The following is a 21,096-nucleotide window of genomic DNA, read 5'->3' as shown; positions in this document are numbered from 1 at the left end:
CAGTATGGATATATTTGATAAGATTAATGAGCTCTATGATAAGCGCCGTAAAGTCGAACTGGGTGGTGGAGATGACAAAATTCAAAAACAACGTGATAAAGGGAAAATGACCGCTCGCGAGCGAATTGATTACCTATTAGATGAAGGCTCATTTGTTGAACTGAATCCTTTTATGGAGCATCGTGTAACCGATTTCGGTATGGATGATAAAGAGGTTCCTGGTGAAGGAGTCGTAACAGGTTACGGAACGGTTGATGGTCGGCCTATATATCTTTTTGCGCAAGATTTTACGGTCTATGGTGGTGCTTTAGGTGAGATGCATGGTAAAAAGATCGCAGCAGTCATGGACCTAGCAGCCAAAAACGGAACACCTTTTATTGGCCTTAACGACTCTGGTGGTGCTAGGATTCAAGAGGGGGTAGCTTCACTAGATGGTTATGGTCACGTATTCTACCGAAATTCAATCTACTCTGGTGTCATCCCACAAATCTCTGTTATTATGGGTCCATGTGCCGGTGGAGCAGTTTATTCACCTGCGATTACCGATTTTGTTGTGATGGTGGAAGAAACCTCGCAAATGTTCATTACGGGGCCAAAGGTAATCGAAACGGTTACAGGTGAAAAAATCACATCTGAAGACCTAGGTGGAGCAGATGTACATAATACGAAAAGTGGTAACGCCCATTTAAAAGCAAAAACTGAGGAAGAAGCCTTAGATCAAGTAAAGCAGCTAATAAGCTATTTACCACAGAACAGTCAAGAACAAACACCATCAATTCCCAATGGAAAAAAGACTGATTTTCGAGAACAGTTAACTGATATCATTCCTTTTGATCCAATCCGACCTTATGATGTTCGTACGGTAATAGAGGAAGTGGTTGATGATGAAACGTTCTTTGAAATACATCCAGACTTTGCTAAAAATATTGTGGTTGGGTTTGCTCGGATTAAAGGTGAAACAGTTGGTCTAGTTTGTAACCAACCGAAATTTTTAGCAGGTGGTTTAGACATAGACTCAAGTGATAAAGCAGCTAGGTTTATTCGTCTATGTGATTCATTTAACATTCCTATTATCACGTTTGAGGATGTAACCGGATTTTTCCCTGGAATCAAGCAAGAGCACGGAGGGATTATTCGACACGGTGCAAAGATTTTATATGCATATTCAGAAGCGACTGTTCCTAAGATCACCGTGATTACAAGGAAGGCCTATGGTGGAGCTTATGTAGCGTTAAATAGTAAGTCAATTGGAGCAGATCTAGTTTTCGCTTGGCCAAATGCTGAAATTGCTGTCATGGGACCAGAAGGAGCAGCTAACATCATTTTTGCTAAAGACATACAAGAAAGTGCAGACCCTGAGAAAACACGTCAGGAAAAAATCACTGATTATCGAGAAAAATTTGCCAATCCCTATGTTGCAGCTGGTTTAGGGATGGTCGATGATGTGATCGATCCTAGGGAAACAAGAATTAAACTGGCACAGAGTTTAAACATGTTGAAAAATAAAAAAGAAGAAAGACCAAAGAAAAAACACGGAAATATCCCGTTATAACAACCATGGAGGTAACTTATGATTAAGGTAAATAAGCAAAGATTAATCGATGAATTTTTAGAATTAGTACAAGTTGATTCAGAAACGAAACATGAAGGGGAAATTGCTGAGGTATTAAAGGAAAAGTTCACTAAACTCGGCCTCGAAGTCAAAGAAGACCAGGCAAAAGCTGAAACGGGTCATGGTGCAAATAACTTAATATGTACATTGAAGGGATCTAAGGAAGATGTAGAGCCGATTTATTTCACTTCACATATGGATACGGTTGTTCCTGGTCAGGGTATTAAACCATCCATTGACGGCGATTATATCGTATCAGATGGTACGACAATCTTAGGAGCAGATGACAAAGCTGGATTAGCTGCAATGTTAGAAATGATCAAACGATTAAAAGAAGAGGAAGTTGAACATGGTGATATTCAGTTTGTTATTACAGTAGGTGAGGAGTCAGGTTTAGTCGGTGCTAAAGCTCTTGATTCATCATTGCTATATGCCAAGTACGGCTATGCTGTTGATAGTAACGGACAAGTTGGTAATATTATCGTTGCAGCGCCTTCACAAGCCAAACTAGAAATTACCTCAAAAGGGCAAACTGCTCACGCAGGAGTTGCCCCTGAAAAAGGAATTTCAGCTATTACTTTAGCGGCTAAGGCTGTTTCTAAAATGCCATTAGGTAGAATAGATGAGGAAACAACAGCTAATATCGGACGTTTTGAAGGTGGTCAAGCAACCAACATTGTTTGTGATGAGGCTTATATTTTAGCAGAAGCTAGATCACTGGAAGCAAAAAAGCTAGAAGACCAGATTGATAAAATGAAAGAAGCTTGCCAACAAGCAGAGCAAGAAGTTGGTGGTGAAATCGAGGTTAACGTTAAATATATGTATCCAGGTTTTAAACATAGTCAAGGTGATCAAGTCGTTGAAGTTGCACAGGCTGCTGCAAAATCGATTGGCCTATCAAGCGAACTAGAAGCTAGTGGTGGAGGTAGTGATGCTAACATTATTGCTGGGTTCGGTATTCCAACAGTGAATTTGTGTGTAGGTTACGAAAACATTCACACAACTGAGGAACGTATGCCGGTAGATGAATTAGTTAATATCTCAGAATTCTTAACAGCCATCGCCATCCAAGCTAGTCAATAAAATGTTATCATGAGGTTGGGACCGTATTAATTGATTAAATTGAGAATACGTAACTTGTGGCAATTTAGCCATATTAACGAAGTTACACCCTTTCTCCTTTTAGTCTGGACTATTCTGTTAAAAGATACTTGATCCCAACCTCTTTTTAGTAGGTGGTAATATGACAAAACGTCGGATTATTTTTCATGTAGATATGAATAGTTTTTATGCCTCCGTTGAAATCGCTTATCGCCCTGAGCTCAAAGGCAAGCCAGTAGCGATCGCAGGTGACCCCGAGAAGCGTAAAGGAATTATTGTCACTAGCAGCTATGAGGCAAGAGCAAAAGGAGTTAAGACGACGATGCCACTATGGCAAGCGTATGACTTGTGTCCAGATTTAATTGCTCTTAAGCCTAATTTCCCACGTTATAAAGAAGCATCCAATCAAATATTCTCACTCTTAGCTGAAATAACTCCGTTTGTACAACCTATTTCTATTGATGAAGGATATATGGATGTGACGGACTATGATGGAGAATTAACACCGGTTGAATTAGCCCAATGGATTCAAAGAAGAATTCTTGATGAGCTTGATTTACCTTGTAGTATTGGGATTGCTCCTAATAAATTTCTTGCTAAAATGGCTTCAGATATGAAAAAGCCATTAGGAATAACTATTTTAAGAAAACGAGAAATTCAAGAAAAGCTTTGGCCTCTACCCATTGGTGAGATGTATGGAGTTGGAAAGAAGACAGAAGAGAAATTAAAACAAATTGGAATTGAAACTATTGGCGATTTGGCAAAATGTAATATATTAACTTTAAAAAATTTATTAGGGGTTAATGGTGAACGATTACAACAAAGGGCTAACGGAGTTGATAATCGCGAAGTTGATCCAGATGCCGTTCATGACTTCAAAAGTATTGGTAACTCGCAAACTTTATCCTTCGATACGACAGATGAAAATGAAATTCAGCGATTAATCAGCCAACTGTCAAAAAGCGTTTCTGATCGTATGGCTAATAAACAAGTTGTTTCTGAGAACATTCAATTGATGATTCGTTACCATGACCGGAAAACGATTACACGTAGTAGACAGCTAAGAGAGTTTGTCGAGTCGAAAGAAGAGATAAATGGGTTGGCTTTAGATCTTTTTTATGCCCATTGGAATGGGGAGCCCATTCGGCTAATTGGGGTTACAGCTCAGAGCTTAACACATAAAGACGAAGTATCGAAACAACTGGACTTATTTAATTATGAACAAGAGGCTAAGAAGGAGCCTTTGTATCAAGTGATAGATGAAATGGAAGAGAAATACGGCAAGGATGTTTTTGTAAAATTAAAGAACAAAGGAAGCGAGCATATAAGTACTAGTTTTCAGAAAGATTTTCTTGGAGACTACAAAGAAAAAAGATAACCATCCAGTCTGAATAAAAATAAGGACTGGATGGTTTTTTATGTGCTCTTTTAATACGAACGATTAGAACTATGGTTTAAAGATTTTGTTTAATACTTTTTTTGCCATTTTAGATGATGGGTAGCGAAAGCTTAGATCGAATCTAGTTGTTTGTTTTAGGACACTTTTACGATGGGTAAAGGTCGTAAAACTAGACTGACCATGATAACCACCGATTCCACTTGTACCGATTCCACCAAATGGTAGATGGCTATTTCCTAAGTGCATGATGGTATCATTGATACAACCACCACCAAATGACAGGTTTTTAATGATCCAGTCTTGTTTTTGTTCATTCTCAGAAAAATAGTATAGTGCTAATGGGTTTCTAGCTTGATCTACATGATCATTTAGCTCCTCAAGATGCTCGAAAGTTAAGATAGGTAGGATTGGACCGAATATTTCCTCTTGCATGACAGCAGACTCCCAATGAACTTCATCAACTATTGTAGGGCTAATCTTTTGTTTTTGTTCGTTATAGTGCCCACCATAAACAATTTTTTCATCTTTAAGAAGCTCCAATAGCCGATCAAAGTGTTTGTCGTTAATGATTTTCGTGAATTCGTCATGGTTGATGGCATCAGCTGTATACATCTTTTCAATTTCATTAATAAGAGAATGAATCAACTTGTCTTTTATAGATTTATGAACTAAAAGGTAATCGGGAGCGACACAGGTTTGCCCTGCATTGATTAATTTCCCCCAAGTAATTCGGCGTGCAGCTAAGTTAATTTTCGCATCTCGATCAACAATACAGGGGCTTTTGCCTCCTAGTTCAAGAGTTACAGGGATTAGCCTTTGACTAGCCTTTTCCATTACTTTTTTTCCGACTTGAGTACTCCCAGTAAAGAAAATATAATCAAATGGTTGTTCTAATAATTCTTCACTGATCTCTTTTTCCCCTTGTATAACTGTGACATAGTTTCTATCAAATGTTTTTTGAATCATTTGTTCTAATAGCTCACTAGTTTGTTGGGTGAATTCAGAAGGCTTGATCACAGCTGTGTTCCCAGCTGCAATCGCACCAATTAAAGGTGCAATTGCTAAATGTAATGGATAATTCCACGGACTAATAATTAAAGTGACGCCATATGGCTGTTTATATATATAGCTTTTCGCTCCTTTATGACTAGTAGGTGTTTTGACTTTTTCTGGCCTCATCCAATCTCTAAGCTGTTTAATCGTTTCGTTTATTTCATTATATAAAAAGCCTAATTCAGTCAGTAGTACTTCGTAAGAGGATTTATTTAAGTCTTTTTTTAAGGCTTCATATATCTCTTCCTCGTGGCGATTTAACATGTCTTTTAGCTTCTGTAACTGATGATTTCTGAAAGTGTGTGTCATCGTTTTACCAGCGCGAAAAAGCTTTTTCTGACTCTGGACAAGCTGATTAAACTGACTCATGATGATCCTCCTTTCTGTCAATTGTGTAATTATCAAAATCAAAAGCAAATAATGTCTCGTTGAAAATGGTCTTAATATGTTTGAGTTCTTGTTCAAGGTCTTTACTATGATATCTAGAGGAGATATGCGTTAATAATAATTGCTCTACTTGGGCCTGTTTGGCAATTTTAGCAGCATCTTCGCTAGTTGAATGGTTGTATTGTTGGGCCAGCTCTTTGTCTTGGTGAGTAAATGTAGCTTCATGAATAAGAACATCTACCTCCTTAACAAAGTCAGCAAGATCAGATTTAGGTAATGTGTCTCCCATAATGGCGACTTTTCGACCTGGAATGGGTGGGCCAGTGACCTCATCACGAATAATCACGGTTCCATCTGACAATGTCATTCGCTCATTTGCTTTAATATCCTGATAAATAGGTCCAGGTTTTACTCCTTTTTTCTTTAACTTTTCAGGGATCAGTCGGCCTATCTGATCTTTTTCGCGTATTAAAAAACCGTAAGATGGTACACCATGAGCTAACTTTTTTGCATCAACAGAAATTTGCTCATCATCAAAGACGAGCCCCTCTGTTAATTCATGATAATAAATAGGATATTTAAGTTGGGTTGAACTGACTGAAAAGCTTGTTTCCACAAATGCTTTAATCCCCTGTGGGCCATAGATATGGACTGGTGTTGTACCGTCCTGGAAAGAGCGACTACTTAATAATCCAGGTAAGCCAAAAATATGATCACCATGTAAGTGGGTGATGAAGATTTTGGTGATTTTCCTAGGTTTGATTGTTGTATGCATAATTTGATGTTGTGTTGCTTCACCACAGTCAAATAACCAGACTTCATCACGTTCTTGTAGCATTTGTAAAGCCATTGATGAGACATTTCTTATCTTTGAAGGCACTCCTGAACCTGTCCCTAAAAATGTTAATTCCACCGTACGTTCCTCCTATTAACTGGCTATGACCATCCACGCTTGTAAGGTGTTGGTGCTTGAATTTGTGTATTTAAATCGTCAGCTGCCTTTTTTGGCCAGTATGGATTGTTTAAAAATTCTCTTCCTATAAATACTAGGTCTGCTCGTTCATTTTGAATAATTTCTTCTGCTTGGACACCTGATGTAATTAATCCCACAGCTCCAGACAAAATATTAGCCTTATGTTTAATCATTTCTGCAAAAGGGACTTGATAGCCTGGATAAGGAGAGATTTTGGCTGGAACGACTCCACCTGAACTACAATCGATTAGGTCAATTCCTTGTTTTTTCATTTGTTGCGATAAATAAACCATATCATCTAGTGTGTTTCCATCAGAGTGATACTCAGAGGCAGAAATTCGTACAAAGATTGGTCCTTGCCATTCCTTTTGAACAGCTGTGATAATTTGACTTAAAAAGCGATAACGGTTCGTTCTATTTCCTCCATATTCATCACTTCTTTGGTTGGTTAAAGGTGATAAAAATTGATTAATTAAATACCCATGAGCTCCGTGAATTTCAACAATATCAAACTGAGCTTCCCGAGCCCGTCTTGCGGCATGTTGAAAAGCCTCAATAGTATCATCAATATCAGCTTCAGTCATTTGTTTAGGAGTTTGATAATTTTCATTATATGCTAAAGCACTTGGAGCATAGATCGTATCGTTTAACTCAGCTTTTCGGCCTGCATGGGCTAATTGGATTGAGCTTTTAGCTCCATGGTCGTGGATGCGTTCATTCAGTTTCTTTAATCCATCTACATGTTCATCTGACCAAATTCCAAGGTCTTCATACGAAATTCTTCCTTCAGGTTGGACTGCACTCGCTTCAAGCATAATGAGTCCAGCTTGTCCAATTGCGCGACTTTCATAATGGGTCATATGGAATGGCGTGACTTTTCCATCCCTTGTAAAACAGGAATACATACACATCGGAGACATCACAATTCTATTTTTTAACTGAACATCTTTTATAGAGTAAGGTGAAAATAATTGACTCTTCATAATTAGCCCTCCAAATTTTTAGTTGTGAATTGTTTTACTGCTCGGTCTGGAACGTCTGTTATGATGGCTTTTGCTCCTAGTGAAAGACACTTATTCATTGTCTTCAATTTGTTAACTGTATAGACTCTAAAAGGAATATGATGCTGAATAATTCTTTTCATCATCATAGACGGTAAAATTCTTGTATGAATGTGTATACTATTAGCGCCAATTTCTTTTAATAATGAGTCAGTGTTTTTAACTCTCAATTGTGTTAACCACGCGAGTTCGATAGGTGAATCCATTTCACTTAGACGACGAATGGAGTTTGCATTAAAACTAGACAATACCGTTCGATTGTTAAGCTGGTAGTGATCAATGAGTTCTACCACTTTCTGTTCGATATTTGGATATTCGATAACATTTGTCTTTAATTCTACATTAATTTGCAATTGAGTTGAACGTACCCAACTTAAAAAGTCTGCTAAAGAGGGAATGGTTGTTCCTTTATACTTAGCATCGTACCAATAGCCAGCATCAAGCTGTTTCAATTCAGCATATGTATAATCTTTGACCAGGCCTGTTCCGTTTGTCGTTCTCTTCACATTTTCATCATGGATCACCACAGGTACTTGGTCCTTTGTCATTTGAACGTCTAACTCTATGCCGGAAGCTCCCATTTGCTTAGCTAGTTCAAACGCAGGCAAAGTGTTTTCAGGTGCATAATAACATGCTCCTCGATGTGCGAAGATTTTTGTTTGAATAGTGAACACCTCTTTCGATTCTCTGTTATGATTGTGGTGTAAGTCGATTAAAAAGTCAATATTGGAGGGATTTATATGGGTAAATGGCAATCCAAAGAGTCATTAGTACAGTTGTTGTCTCAATTGGTCCAATATCAAAGTATCACAGGTGAAGCTGATGAAATAGCTATTATTGAATATATAGAGCACTTATTAAAGGATTTCACGTACTTTCAACAACATTCAAATCACTTACATATTGAACCTTTAGATGATGGTCGACAACTATTAACTGCACTCGTAAAAAAGAGTGAGAAACCAGATACACTTATCTTATTAAGTCATATTGATGTCGTCGCTGTCGAGGATTATGGTTCCTTTAAACACCTTGCTTTTAGGCCACAAGATTTAACTACAACACTAAAGAAATTTCCTGAGCAGTTGCCTGATGATGCTAGAGAGGACCTCTTCACTAGTGATTGGTTGTTCGGAAGAGGTACGATGGATATGAAAGCTGGAACCACCTTACATTTATCGATGCTTGAACGATTAATCAATGGTGAATGGGAGGGTAACATACTACTTTTAGTTGTACCTGATGAAGAAGCGAACTCGTTAGGAATGTTAAAAGCGGTTTCGGTTCTTAAGCAAATTAAGGAACAGGAATCGCTTTCTTATAAATTGTGCTTAAATAGTGAACCGATGTTTAGACAGTATCCTAATGATGAAAATATGTACCTCTATACTGGTTCTTTAGGGAAGGTTTTACCTGGATTCTTATGCTACGGCAAGGAAACACATGTAGGTGAGCCATTTCATGGAGTTAACGCCAATCTATTAATTAGTTATCTTAATAAAAACTTAGAACTTAACGATACATTCATTGAAAAGCGGGGAAGTGAGGTTACACCACCACCTGTAAGTCTGATGAATCGTGATTTGAAAGAACATTATTCGGTGCAAACTCCAGTAACGGCTGTTTCCATGTATAATGTCTTGTTTATGAAACAGAACATTGGCGAGATCACGGATAAGCTTTATCAGGTAATGAAAGAAACCAAAGAGGAAGTGGAACAACACTTAAATCAACAAGTAATGAAATATCGCTCCTTGATCGGAAAGGAACATGCTGATCCGATACACCAGGTTAAAATCATGGACTATCAGCAATTATATAAAGAAGCAGTAAAACGTCATGGTGAGAATGAGGTTTTACGTAGACAAAACCTTTTATTACATGAAAGAAAATCCGGAGATCGGGATTTCACTACGACTTTAGTTCAAGATTTAGCTTACCTTTGCAAAGACATAGCTCCAATGATTATTTTATTTTACAGTCCACCTTATTATCCAGCTGTCACAAGCTGTGAACACCCAGTTGTTAGCCGAATAACTGAAGCAATTCAAACCTATATGGAAACAGAATATGGCTTAAATTCGACGTCCCTGGCATACTTTAATGGAATATCTGACTTAAGTTTTGTTGGTGAAGCAAACAAGGAGGATCAGCAAAATCAGCTAAAAAATAATATGCCGTTGGAGTTAGCAAGTGGTGAAAAATATCTCCAACAAGCACAGCTTTCAGTCCCAACCATTAATATAGGTCCTCTTGGGAAAGATGCCCACCAGTGGACAGAAAGACTTGAAATAAATTATTCATTTCAGACACTGCCAAATATTATTGCAAAAACAATTTCTTTACTATTTTCAGACTAATTAAACAACATTACTGACAAAGTACATTTTTGTAGTATAATAGAATGAACAACCATTCATTATGGAGGCGTATTATGACCGGTTATTCTATACACCAAATAACGATGCCAACACCGTTTGCCGTAGGAGATGTTCACGCGTATGTCGTTGTTGGAGAGTGCGTAACGCTTTTCGATGCAGGAGTTAATACTGAAGAGGCATGGAATACTTTAAATCAACAATTAAAGGAAATTGGTTACCAACCCGTAGATATCGAACAGGTTGTCTTAACTCATCATCACCCTGATCATATCGGATTATTAGATCGCTTGGATCATGTAGAGCATGTTTTAGGTCACGAATTAATTGATTTATGGTTAAAGCGAGACCAATCTTACTTTAGAAGTTATATTGACTTTTTTAATACCATGTATGATCGATGGGGTGTACCCACACAGTATAGAAACATCACAAAGTACTTAGAAAATGTGATGAGATTTGCTTCAAATAGCGCTTTAAGTCAAACGATAAAAGAAGGAGATCACATTCCTGGATTAGAAGAGTTAGTAACAATTGAAACACCGGGACATGCACAAAGTCACCTTTCTTTTTACGATCAGAAGACTGGGAACATAATAGCTGGAGATCATTTAATTAAGCACATCTCATCCAATCCATTGTTAGAACCACCGTATAAAAGCAATTTAGAGAGACCTAAGCCCTTATTAGCCTATCGAGAATCGATGAAGAAGATGCTGGGTTATAACATTAATCTAATTTACCCTGGACATGGCGAGGTGTTTTCTGGGCACCATCTTCTAATCTCTGAGCGTCTTGAAAAGCAAGAAAAAAGAGCCCATAAAGTGCTATCGTTCTTAGAAGACCAGCCACTAAATCCATTTGAAATTTGTAAAAAGCTATTTCCAAAACATTATGAGAATGAATTTGGCTTAACAATGTCTGAAACGGTCGGTCAACTTGATTATTTAGAAGCGGTTGGGGAGATCAAAGAGATTTATGAAGGCAATCGAGCTTTTTTTGTTGCAAATAAAAATTATGTTTAATGAATCAATTAAAGTTCTTTAGCTACCATTTGTAGCTAAAGGCTTTTTTATTTGGATTAGTTTACAAGGCGTTATGACGATTTTCTATTAAAAATAGATATTTAATAGAGACGGGGTTTGACCTTCTACATAACTTATTATTGATTGACAAGTAAAGGAGGGGTAACAATGGGAAATAACCAAGGCTTGAATCTTTTAAGCCCGGAGGCTCTAGCAGAAGCGATTGCTCTTGCTCTTCAAAATCAAGATCAAAATCAATCACAAGGACAATTACAACAAAACGAACAGGACCAAGAAGGGAAATTTCACGTATACAACGGAAACTCTTATCTAAAAAATAGTGGAAACAGTAGCAATAGTAACGAAACCAATTTAGTGATTTTGATCATAATCATTATCATTTTTGGAGGATTCGCCCCACTTAATGATTAAATAAAACGTTCTTGGAAGGTGTCCATTTTGGGCACCTTTTCTATTGTAAATGCCCTCTCATGATTTTAATAACTCCATACATCTATAATTAAGGATAGTTATGGAGGGGACCCGTATGGAAAGTGAAGCTCGACTTAGAGAAATCATTAAAGAAGAATTAGATCATTATATGGAAAATCAAATGGCTGAGATGGCAAAGCGTTTTTCAACCGAACTTATTAATGAAAATGGAAACTCAAGTGTTAAGCAAAGTGGAAATGGGTTCGTTTATGTTGATAATACAGGGATTGCATATGCGTTAACGTTATTTTTTTATCAGTTTATGTCTGAACAATATCAACAAGATATTCATTTGGATCAAATATTAACTCGATTAGATCAGCATGTTAGTGAAAATAGAAAAATGTTTGAAGATGTTATTAACTATTTTGCTGATGAGAGTCAACACTCTCAGTAAATTTCGTGGTGAAAGGGGTGTAGCCGTGAATTATTTCATTAGACAATTTAGGAACAGTCATCCAGACCAAGTATTAGAAATAACCTTAACAAATAATCAGAGTATTTACTTAACAGATATAAAATTATTGAATAACAATTTTGTTATGGGGGTTAACGAACAAAATGAATCAGCGTACATCCCATTAAATAGAGTGGAAAGTTATTCGGTTATGAACGAATTTCCGCATAATCAAGCATTAATCAATAATTCGATCAAACTTAATCAACCTTTAAATCAAGAGCAAACTCAATATAATCAATCGAATATAAAAGCTACTGAATCCGAGGAACATCTACCAGGAGTTGAGGAGTTAGATGAGAGTTCTAGCAATGATAAAAAGTCAGAGGTTGAAGAAGTAGGGGAAGGTTCTGTGTCTGAACCCTCAAAGACTTACGAAGAGAATGAAAATACAGATCATAATTCGGATGCAAGTGAGCAAGTAGAATCTTTTGAATCCTCGGTAGATGAGAATATAGACTCTTCAACTAGTAAAGATATTTATAGCGAAAATGCTAATTCAATCATTAAGGATAGTGGATCATTTAAGTCAAATGAGCAGTAGGTGGAGATATAAGAAAATGACTGAACGAATAAAAACAGTTGCCATCATCATATGATCGCAACTGTTTATTTATTGTTAACGGTGATTTTGATAAAGACTAGCCTTGGTTATTTGTTGTAGTTTAGTATATAGTTCATCTGAAATAGTTGCTTGGTGATAGGCTTCAATATTGGCTGTTATTTGTTCAGGTTGGCTAGCTCCTAGGACTAAACTACTTACAGTTGGCTGTTTTAATGCATAGCCAATTGCTAAAGATTGTGGCGTAATCCCAGAGTCGCTCGCTAAAGTTTGTAATTCTTTAATCGTTTCAAGTAACGTGTCTGAATTATAGTCAAGAAAGCCTTTTTGTCCTTTAGTGCTCCATTTCTTCATCCCGAAGTTTGTTAACATTCCTTTTCCGAGTACTCCACGGGCTAGGAGACTAATCTGATTTTCAGCAAATAAATCGATAATTTCCTCTTCAGGGCGTCTATCTAGTAAGCTATATTGCATCATCACACTTTCGATGTTTGCTTTCTTAACGAATTGTTTAATGACGTTAGGACGAATGGATGAAAGGCCATAATGTTTAATTAGCCCTTCTTGTTTTAACTCTTCAAAGGTTTCTATCACTTCATCTATTAGGTCATCAATAGTTCCACCATGAAGTTGATATAAATCAACGTCATCTAAACCTAACCTTAAGAGGCTATTCTTAATCGCTTCTTTAAGATATCCTTTAGAAGGGTCCCAATACCATCCCTCTTGACTTGGGTCAAAATGATTCCCCCCTTTAGTCGCGATTACAAGATCATCACGTCTACCTTTAATAGCACGGCCCACAACCTTTTCGTTCTCACCGTAATCGTATAAATCTGCTGTATCAAGATAATTAATACCTGAATCAATCGCTTCGTTAATAATGGACTTGGCTTTGTAAGCGTCTGTTCCTAAGTTCATACAACCTAATGCGATTTCTGAAATATGTAGATTTGTACTTCCTAGTTGGCGATGTTTCATCCAATACCTCCTTTTTCAATCTATTGTAAATACAAAACAGCCCTGATGACAAATGATCGCTACAAGGGAGAGTAAGATATCGAACTTGTGATAAAATAAATGTGAATGTGAGGGGAGGATGAAAATGAAAAACTTTGAAGAAAAAACGATTAATCGACAAACCATTTATCAAGGAAGAATTATTGATCTTCATGTTGATGATGTCGAATTGCCGAATGGTGAAAGTTCGAAACGTGAGTTAGTGTTTCATCCAGGAGCTGTTGCCGTAATCGCGGTTACCGATGAAGGAAAAATCGTGATGGTTGAACAATATAGAAAAGCTTTAGAAAAAAGTATTATCGAGATTCCTGCAGGCAAGTTAGAACCCGGTGAATCACCGGAAATAACAGCTGAAAGAGAATTAGAGGAAGAAACAGGCTATCAAGTGGATTCATTAACCTATGTGATGTCTTATTATACATCACCAGGATTTGCTGATGAAAAGATTTACATTTATCATGCGACAGGGTTACGCCCTTCTTCAAAGCGATCATTGGACGTGGATGAATTTGTAGAATTAAAGGAAGTGACCATTGATGAGGCGTTAGAATTCATTAAGCAAGAAAAAATTCATGATGCTAAGACAATTCATGCGATCTATTATTTACTTCAACAGCAAGGGTGACGTTTGTGGATTTATTGACGTTTTACACAGATCTACATGTACATATTGGCTCAACCTATAACGGAAATCCTGTTAAAATAACAGCGTCTAGTAATCTTACCTTTTCTAATATTATTCATTATGCACATGAATATAAGGGAATAGATATGGTTGGAGTTATCGATGCCCATTCACCAGAAGTGTTACTAGAAATTGATCAATTAATTTCACAAGGACAGTTAATAGAACTTGCTGAAGGTGGAGTATCCAATGGTGAAGTTACTGTTCTGCTTGGAAGTGAAATCGAAATTTACGATCATAACTGTTCTGGCCCAATTCATGTCCTATGTTTTTTACCGTCTTTAGAGAAGATGAAGGAGTTTAGCAACTGGTACCAGTCTTATGTGAAAAATCCCAATTTGAGCTCTCAGCGTATGTATATTGACGCCGTATCATTACAGCAAAAAGTACGGAGCATGAAAGGTTTATTTATACCTGCACATGTATTCACTCCATTTAAGAGCTTGTATGGTAAAGGGGTGAAGTCAAGTTTGACTGAAGTATTGAACCCTGAATTAATAGACGGGGTTGAACTTGGTTTAAGTTCTGATACTCAGATGGCTGAGCAGGTTGAAGAGTTAAAGAACTATACATTTTTAACTAATTCAGACGCTCATTCTTTAGAAAAGATTGGTCGAGAATACCAATCATTAAAATTGTTAAGACCAACCTTTCAAGAATTAAAAAAGGCTCTGTACCGTTTTGAGGGTAGAGAGGTTATCGCAAATTATGGGATGAACCCTCTATTAGGTAAATACTATACGACTAGGTGCCGTGAATGCGATCATTCTTTGCCACAGTATGGCAAGTGTGACTATTGTGGTTCAACTAAAATCATAAAAGGGGTAAAAGAACGGATTTCCGAGTTGAGTAATAAACAAGTAACTAAAAATGTTGATCGCCCACCTTATATCCACCAAGTACCACTACAATATGTACCTGGAATTGGACCTAAAACATTAGAGGTTCTACGTTCACACTTATACCACGATATGTATATCATTCATGATGCAACTTATGAAGAAATCAAGAAATTAACTAATCCTGCAATAGCTCGAAGAATTTATGATCTTAGACAGGGACGCTTAACCGTTAAACCGGGTGGTGGGGGAAAGTATGGGCAAGTTATTGATTAAGAATTCTCTTTAATTGTTCTACATTCATTTCTATTAACATAGTGTTTTACTAGAGTAGAAATGAATGGAGGAACAAACATGAAACGATGGGTAAGAGCATTTACAGTACAAATTCAACCCTACTATAGTTTATATGTCTTTTTATTTGTTCTATTTGTCATTGGAGTGATCTTTGGCTCCATGATGGTTAGTAGTTTAAATTTTATTCAACAGCAAGATTTATATTTCTTTGTTGAACAGTATTTCTTTACGATGACGGAACAACCGGCGGGTAACTTCATATCGTTATTTTGGGATGCATTATGGACACACGGAAAATACATTACCTTTTTATTTTTATTTGGTTTATCTTTTGTAGGCTTACCCGTTGTATGGTTTTTATTATTTATAAAAGGGGTCGTAATTGGTTTTACAGTTGGTTTTTTAGTAAATCAATTGTCTTGGCAAGGTTTTTTCCTTTCTGTTATGTCAATTGCCCCACAGAATCTATTGATTGTACCAGCCTATTTGATCATCGCAGCTAGTAGTATGATCTTCACCATTCATGTGATGCGTATTCTGTTCATTAAACATCAAAGTTCGCATACTATTGCCGATGCGAGTGCGTTATATATTAAATCCTATATCGTTGCGTTAGGATTAATCGCATTTGGATCTGTGTTAGAAACTTTTATCTCAACCAATATGTTACAAATAATAGTTGGTAATTTATAATATTTATAAAATAATATTAATTTTAATAAACTGTTTAAAATAATTATAATTTGACACTGATTTCCCCCTTTCTTATAATTAAAATGAAGCTACGAGGGGAGAGATGGTGTTGGAAAATCGTATTGAGCAAATAAAAAAACAATTGCATTCTCAGAGTTATAAATTAACACCACAACGTGAAGCGACTGTTCGTGTGTTGCTTGAACATGAAGAAGACCATTTAAGTGCTGAAGACGTATATCTCCTCGTCAAAGATAAAGCACCAGAAATTGGCCTTGCAACCGTTTATCGAACACTTGAATTGCTGACAGAATTAAAAGTAGTGGATAAAATTAATTTTGGTGATGGTGTTTCACGTTATGATTTAAGAAAAGAAGGAGCTGAACATTTTCATCACCATTTAGTCTGTGTCGAATGTGGTTCGGTTCTTGAAATAGAAGAAGATTTATTGGGAGATGTTGAGAAAGTAGTCGAATCTCGGTTTGAGTTTGAAGTGCGTGATCACCGTTTGACTTTTCATGGTGTTTGTAAAAGTTGTCAATCCAATTCAAAAAGTTAATAATGATAGTAGATGTAAATATGGCCTTTTATCCACTTAGGAAAAAGGTCTTTTTCATTTTGTACTGTTAAGCGTTTATGACATATAACCTCAATTAAGTAACAGCATGTACGATCTTAAAATTTTTAAAAAAGGGGATCTTGCTATGAAGGATGCTGTCCAGGATTTTATCCATTTTCTAAAAATCGAAAAGGGCTTAGCTGATAACTCGATTAGCTCTTATCAGCGGGACTTGAAACAATATATAACATTTATGAAAGAACAAGAACAGTTAACAAATATTGAAGAGATAGAGCGTCATCATATAAGAAGTTTTTTAAGTGAATTGCATCTTCAAGGCAAGTCATCGGCTAGTATTTCTAGAATGATCTCTACGATTCGCTCATTCCATCAATTCATAGTTCGTGAATATCAAGTTACTCATGATGCTAGTTTACATATCGAGAAACCAAAAACTGAACGCCAACTACCTAAGGTTCTCTCTAATCCAGAAGTCGAACGATTATTAAATATAGAGGGTGACAAGCCCATTGACCTGAGGAATAAGGCGATGATTGAAACGCTTTATGCCACAGGTTTAAGGATTTCAGAATTACTTGCATTAAAAGTAGACGATCTGCATTTATTAATGGGATTTGTTCGTGTCTTTGGTAAAGGTGGTAAAGAACGCATTATCCCATTAGGCCGGCATGCCCAACATGCCATTCAGCAATATGTTGATGAAGCTAGACCTATATTACTGAAAAAAAATAAAAATGATGCTTTATTTCTAAACCATAGAGGGAATAACATGACTAGGCAAGGCTTCTGGAAAGTATTAAAAGCCCTAGCAAAATCGCAAGGAATAGTTAAAGAAATTACCCCTCACATGTTACGGCATTCATTTGCCACACATTTGTTAGAAAATGGGGCAGATTTAAGAGCAGTTCAGGAAATGCTCGGCCACTCCGACATTTCAACAACTCAAATATATACACATGTATCGAAATCTAGGCTAAAAGATATCTATAAGGACTATCACCCACGTGCATAATGAATATGACTTATGTTATATTTGTTAAGCATTTGCTAAAGTTGAATGGTTAAATGGAGGTTATTTAAATGTCATTTAAAAGAGTATTTTTAATTGTAATGGATTCAGTTGGGATCGGGGAAGCTCCTGATGCACAACAATTCGATGATGAAGGGGCAGACACGTTAGGTCATATAGCGCGCCATATGAACGGTCTAACTATGCCTAATATGGGGCGTTTAGGCTTGAGTAATATTCGTGAGGTTGAAGGGATTGAAAAAGCTGAACAACCATTGGCTCATTATACTAAGATGCAAGAGGCATCAGCAGGGAAAGATACAATGACAGGACATTGGGAGATCATGGGTTTACGTATTGATCAACCATTCAGAACCTTTCCAGATGGATTTCCAGATGAGTTAATCAACCGTCTTGAAGAGAAAACAGGGCGTAAGGTGATCGGTAATAAACCAGCTTCTGGAACTGAAATACTTAAAGAGTTAGGGCAAGAACATATGGAAACGGGTGCATTAATTGTCTACACATCTGCTGATTCTGTTCTGCAAATTGCGGCCCACGAAGATGTCATACCAGTTGATGAACTATATGAAATTTGCGAATTTGCAAGAGAAATTACTAAAGATGATCCTTACATGATTGGCCGTATAATTGCAAGACCGTTTATTGGCGAGCCGGGATCTTTTGAACGTACTCCTAATCGTCATGATTATGCACTTAAGCCGTTTGGACGTACGGTTATGAATGAGTTAGAAGATCAGGGGTTAGATGTTATTGCCCTAGGTAAGATTTCTGATATCTATGATGGTGAAGGTGTCACAGAAGCAATCAGAACAGAAGATAATTCAGATGGTATGGACAAGTTAGTTGCATCTATGGACCAAGATTTTCATGGCTTAAACTTCTTAAACTTAGTTGATTTTGATGCTAAATATGGTCATCGTCGCGATCCTCAAGGCTACGGTGAAGCATTAGAAGAATTTGACCGTCGATTACCTGAAGTTCTTGAGAAACTAACGGAAGAGGACCTATTAATTATTACAGCTGACCATGGAAACGATCCAGTCCATCATGGTACTGATCATACAAGAGAGTTTGTTCCATTATTAGCGTATCACCGTCAAATTACACGTGGACAAGAGCTTTCTTTACGTAAGACGTTTGCTGATATTGGTGCTACTGTTGCTGAAAACTTTAACGTTAAACTACCAGAACATGGGGAGAGCTTTTTAACTGATATTAAAAGCAAAGGAGAATAATGATGAACATGATTGAACAAATTCAAGAAACACAACAATACATTGAAAGTAAACTAGATGGTAAAAAGCCGACTATTGGTTTAATTCTAGGCTCAGGCCTAGGCATTTTAGCCGAGGAAATTGAAGGAGCAACAACTATTCCTTATCATGAGATTCCACATTTTCCACAATCAACTGTTGCAGGTCACAAGGGACAGTTAGTTATTGGTGAGCTAAAAGGTAAGCAAGTAATTGCTATGCAAGGTCGTTTTCATTACTACGAAGGTTACCCAATGGAACAGGTGACATTTCCTGTTAGAGTGATGAAAAAGTTAGGGGTCGATCAATTAGTAGTTACCAATGCTGCTGGTGGAATTAATGAGAGTTTTAACCCTGGTGATCTAATGATTATTGGTGATCATATCAATATGATGGGTGATAACCCGCTAATTGGTAAGAACATTGATGAATTTGGCCCACGTTTTCCAGATATGTCTCAAGCATATGACAGAGACCTCATAAATCAAGCTAAAGAGGCTGCTAATCAGTTGGGGATCAATGTGCAACAGGGTGTCTACGTTGGTAACACAGGTCCAATATATGAAACAGGTAGTGAGGTTAAGATGTTAAGAACCCTTGGTGGCGATGCTGTTGGTATGTCCACGGTGCCTGAAGTTATTGTTGCAAACCATGCGGGCATGAAAGTGTTAGGTATTTCTTGTATTTCGAATATGGCAGCAGGAATTCTAGATCAACCACTTTCTCATGATGAAGTCATTGAGACGACGGAGAAGGTTAGAGAACAGTTTATTCAATTAGTTAAGAAAACACTTGAAACCATTTAAGGGGGCATTCCACGATGCGAATGTATGATGTAATTGCCAAAAAACGTGACGGGCACGAGTTAACGAAAGAGGAAATTAATTTTTTTATTGATGGGTATACTGACGGTTCGATCCCTGAATATCAAGCAAGTGCTTTGGCGATGGCTATTTACTTTAACGGTATGACTGAGGATGAACGAGCAACTTTAACAATGGCGATGGTCGAATCGGGAGATACAATTGATTTATCACCAATCAACGGAATCAAAGTTGACAAGCACTCCACTGGAGGTGTTGGTGATACGACTACATTAGTTTTAGCACCATTAGTTGCAGCGGTTGGTGTTCCAGTTGCTAAAATGAGTGGGCGTGGCCTTGGACACACTGGTGGTACAATTGATAAGTTAGAAGCGGTACCTGGATTCCATGTTGAAATTGATAATGATGAATTCATTCGTTTAGTCAATGAAAATAAAATCTCTGTCATTGGTCAATCAGGTAACTTAACGCCAGCAGATAAAAAGTTATATGGTTTAAGAGATGTCACTGCAACGGTTAATTCAATTCCACTAATTGCAAGTTCAATTATGAGTAAGAAAATTGCAGCCGGTGCAGATGCGATTGTCCTAGATGTTAAAACTGGAGCAGGCGCATTCATGAAAAGTGAAGAAGAGTCTGTTGAATTAGCAAAAGCGATGGTGTCAATAGGTAATAATGTTGGTAGAAATACCATGGCTGTAATTAGTGATATGAGCCAGCCGTTAGGTCGAGCGATTGGTAATGCTTTAGAGGTAAAAGAGGCTATTGATACGCTAAGAGGCGAGGGTCCAGATGACCTAACTGAATTATCCTTAACATTAGCTAGTCAGATGGTTGTTCTTGGAGGTAAGGCTGATACGCTTGATGAAGCAAGAAACATGCTTCAAGAAGTGATTGAAAATGGAAAGGCTCTAGAAACATTAAAGACATTTTTATCATCACAAGGTGGAGATGCATCTGTGGTAGATCAAACTGAGAGGTTACCACAGGCGAAGTATAAAATCGAACTACCAGCTAAACAGTCCGGTTATGTAAGTGACATGGTAGCAGATGAATTAGGTAATGCGGCCATGCAATTGGGAGCAGGACGTCAAACGAAGGATTCAGTGATTGATTTAGCAGTCGGTCTTTTTCTTAATAAAAAAGTAGGCGATTACGTTGAAGAGGGTGAATCATTATTAACCATCTATAGTAATAATGAGGATGTCGCTTCCATTAAGGATCAGCTCTATAACCATATCACGCTTACAGAAGACGCTATAGAAGCACCTACTCTAATTAAAACGGTTATTTCTGAATAAAAATTAAACCTGAGCTTTCTCTTTAAAAGAAAGCTCAGGTTTTTTTATTTTTTTGTAATAAAATAACCGAC

General features: G+C 37.2%; 21 protein-coding genes. 16 read left to right on the top strand and 5 right to left on the bottom strand.

Annotated elements, in window-relative coordinates; genetic code table 11:
- The first annotated feature begins 4 nt into the window (after nucleotides 1-4).
- From HWQ49_RS03065 to HWQ49_RS03055, 3 genes are all read left to right on the top strand, one after another.
- Nucleotides 5-1,552, top strand: coding sequence for an acyl-CoA carboxylase subunit beta (locus tag HWQ49_RS03065; RefSeq protein WP_188206090.1), 1,548 nt, complete (start codon nucleotides 5-7; stop codon nucleotides 1,550-1,552).
- A gap of 18 nt (nucleotides 1,553-1,570) precedes the next feature.
- Nucleotides 1,571-2,695: a M20/M25/M40 family metallo-hydrolase gene (locus HWQ49_RS03060; protein WP_188206089.1), complete on the top strand. Its 1,125-nt coding sequence runs from the start codon at nucleotides 1,571-1,573 to the stop codon at nucleotides 2,693-2,695.
- Nucleotides 2,696-2,855: 160 nt separating this feature from the next.
- Entirely contained in the window at nucleotides 2,856-4,091 is a 1,236-nt protein-coding gene (locus HWQ49_RS03055) for a DNA polymerase IV (protein WP_188206088.1), read from the top strand.
- 69 nt (nucleotides 4,092-4,160) lie between these two features.
- On the opposite strand, the gene HWQ49_RS03050 is transcribed toward HWQ49_RS03055, so the two are convergent.
- From HWQ49_RS03050 to HWQ49_RS03035, 4 genes are read right to left on the bottom strand one after another with little or no spacing between them, the layout of a single operon-like run.
- On the bottom strand, nucleotides 4,161-5,534 hold the full coding sequence (locus HWQ49_RS03050) for an aldehyde dehydrogenase (protein WP_188206087.1): 1,374 nt from the start codon (nucleotides 5,532-5,534) through the stop codon (nucleotides 4,161-4,163).
- Nucleotides 5,521-6,465 carry a ribonuclease Z gene (gene rnz / locus HWQ49_RS03045; RefSeq protein WP_188206086.1) on the bottom strand — a complete coding sequence of 315 codons (945 nt, stop codon included), beginning with the start codon at nucleotides 6,463-6,465 and terminating at the stop codon, nucleotides 5,521-5,523. Before rnz ends, HWQ49_RS03050 begins: the two co-directional genes overlap by 14 nt.
- 23 nt (nucleotides 6,466-6,488) lie before the next feature.
- Nucleotides 6,489-7,508, bottom strand: coding sequence for an NADPH dehydrogenase NamA (gene namA, locus HWQ49_RS03040; RefSeq protein WP_188206085.1), 1,020 nt, complete (start codon nucleotides 7,506-7,508; stop codon nucleotides 6,489-6,491).
- Between the two features lie 2 nt (nucleotides 7,509-7,510).
- Nucleotides 7,511-8,260 (bottom strand): glycerophosphodiester phosphodiesterase, encoded by a 750-nt coding sequence (locus HWQ49_RS03035; protein ID WP_317450897.1) that lies wholly within the window; start codon nucleotides 8,258-8,260, stop codon nucleotides 7,511-7,513.
- Nucleotides 8,261-8,326: 66 nt separating this feature from the next.
- Between HWQ49_RS03035 and HWQ49_RS03030 the strand changes: the two genes are divergently transcribed.
- The 5 genes from HWQ49_RS03030 (at nucleotide 8,327) to HWQ49_RS03010 (ending at nucleotide 12,482) form a co-directional block, all read left to right on the top strand.
- Nucleotides 8,327-9,946 carry a M20/M25/M40 family metallo-hydrolase gene (locus tag HWQ49_RS03030; protein ID WP_188206084.1) on the top strand — a complete coding sequence of 540 codons (1,620 nt, stop codon included), beginning with the start codon at nucleotides 8,327-8,329 and terminating at the stop codon, nucleotides 9,944-9,946.
- A 74-nt stretch (nucleotides 9,947-10,020) separates the two neighbouring features.
- On the top strand, nucleotides 10,021-10,989 hold the full coding sequence (locus tag HWQ49_RS03025) for an MBL fold metallo-hydrolase (protein ID WP_188206083.1): 969 nt from the start codon (nucleotides 10,021-10,023) through the stop codon (nucleotides 10,987-10,989).
- 168 nt (nucleotides 10,990-11,157) lie between these two features.
- Complete coding sequence (locus tag HWQ49_RS03020; RefSeq protein ID WP_188206082.1) at nucleotides 11,158-11,421, top strand: hypothetical protein; 264 nt, start codon at nucleotides 11,158-11,160, stop codon at nucleotides 11,419-11,421.
- 115 nt (nucleotides 11,422-11,536) lie between these two features.
- Nucleotides 11,537-11,878, top strand: coding sequence for a hypothetical protein (locus HWQ49_RS03015; protein ID WP_188206081.1), 342 nt, complete (start codon nucleotides 11,537-11,539; stop codon nucleotides 11,876-11,878).
- Nucleotides 11,879-11,903: 25 nt separating this feature from the next.
- Complete coding sequence (locus HWQ49_RS03010; protein WP_188206080.1) at nucleotides 11,904-12,482, top strand: hypothetical protein; 579 nt, start codon at nucleotides 11,904-11,906, stop codon at nucleotides 12,480-12,482.
- A gap of 75 nt (nucleotides 12,483-12,557) precedes the next feature.
- Here the strand turns inward: HWQ49_RS03010 and HWQ49_RS03005 are convergent, their stop codons facing one another.
- Nucleotides 12,558-13,481, bottom strand: coding sequence for an aldo/keto reductase (locus tag HWQ49_RS03005; RefSeq protein WP_188206079.1), 924 nt, complete (start codon nucleotides 13,479-13,481; stop codon nucleotides 12,558-12,560).
- A 124-nt stretch (nucleotides 13,482-13,605) separates the two neighbouring features.
- Between HWQ49_RS03005 and HWQ49_RS03000 the strand changes: the two genes are divergently transcribed.
- The 8 genes from HWQ49_RS03000 (at nucleotide 13,606) to HWQ49_RS02965 (ending at nucleotide 21,025) form a co-directional block, all read left to right on the top strand.
- A complete protein-coding gene (locus HWQ49_RS03000) occupies nucleotides 13,606-14,145 on the top strand; it encodes an NUDIX hydrolase (protein ID WP_188206078.1) in 540 nt (179 codons plus the stop codon).
- Between the two features lie 5 nt (nucleotides 14,146-14,150).
- Nucleotides 14,151-15,320, top strand: a complete 1,170-nt coding sequence (locus HWQ49_RS02995; protein WP_188206077.1) for an endonuclease Q family protein — start codon at nucleotides 14,151-14,153, stop codon at nucleotides 15,318-15,320.
- 78 nt (nucleotides 15,321-15,398) lie between these two features.
- The gene (spoIIM, locus tag HWQ49_RS02990) at nucleotides 15,399-16,034 is read left to right on the top strand and encodes a stage II sporulation protein M (RefSeq protein ID WP_188206076.1); all 636 of its coding nucleotides are present in this window, start codon (nucleotides 15,399-15,401) and stop codon (nucleotides 16,032-16,034) included.
- 109 nt (nucleotides 16,035-16,143) lie between these two features.
- A complete protein-coding gene (fur, locus tag HWQ49_RS02985; RefSeq protein WP_188206075.1) occupies nucleotides 16,144-16,593 on the top strand; it encodes a ferric iron uptake transcriptional regulator in 450 nt (149 codons plus the stop codon).
- A 145-nt stretch (nucleotides 16,594-16,738) separates the two neighbouring features.
- Nucleotides 16,739-17,626 (top strand): site-specific tyrosine recombinase XerD, encoded by an 888-nt coding sequence (gene xerD / locus HWQ49_RS02980; RefSeq protein ID WP_188206074.1) that lies wholly within the window; start codon nucleotides 16,739-16,741, stop codon nucleotides 17,624-17,626.
- Between the two features lie 68 nt (nucleotides 17,627-17,694).
- Nucleotides 17,695-18,882 carry a phosphopentomutase gene (deoB, locus tag HWQ49_RS02975; protein WP_188206073.1) on the top strand — a complete coding sequence of 396 codons (1,188 nt, stop codon included), beginning with the start codon at nucleotides 17,695-17,697 and terminating at the stop codon, nucleotides 18,880-18,882.
- Nucleotides 18,883-18,884: 2 nt separating this feature from the next.
- A complete protein-coding gene (locus tag HWQ49_RS02970; RefSeq protein ID WP_188206072.1) occupies nucleotides 18,885-19,706 on the top strand; it encodes a purine-nucleoside phosphorylase in 822 nt (273 codons plus the stop codon).
- 14 nt (nucleotides 19,707-19,720) lie between these two features.
- Nucleotides 19,721-21,025, top strand: a complete 1,305-nt coding sequence (locus HWQ49_RS02965) for a pyrimidine-nucleoside phosphorylase (protein ID WP_188206071.1) — start codon at nucleotides 19,721-19,723, stop codon at nucleotides 21,023-21,025.
- Nucleotides 21,026-21,096: the final 71 nt, after the last annotated feature.

It is taken from the genome of Alkalibacillus aidingensis, from assembly GCF_014595945.1.
GTDB lineage: Bacteria > Bacillota > Bacilli > Bacillales > Alkalibacillaceae > Alkalibacillus > Alkalibacillus aidingensis.
Note: the sequence above shows the minus strand (reverse complement) of the source record. Positions and strands in the feature narration are given on the sequence as shown.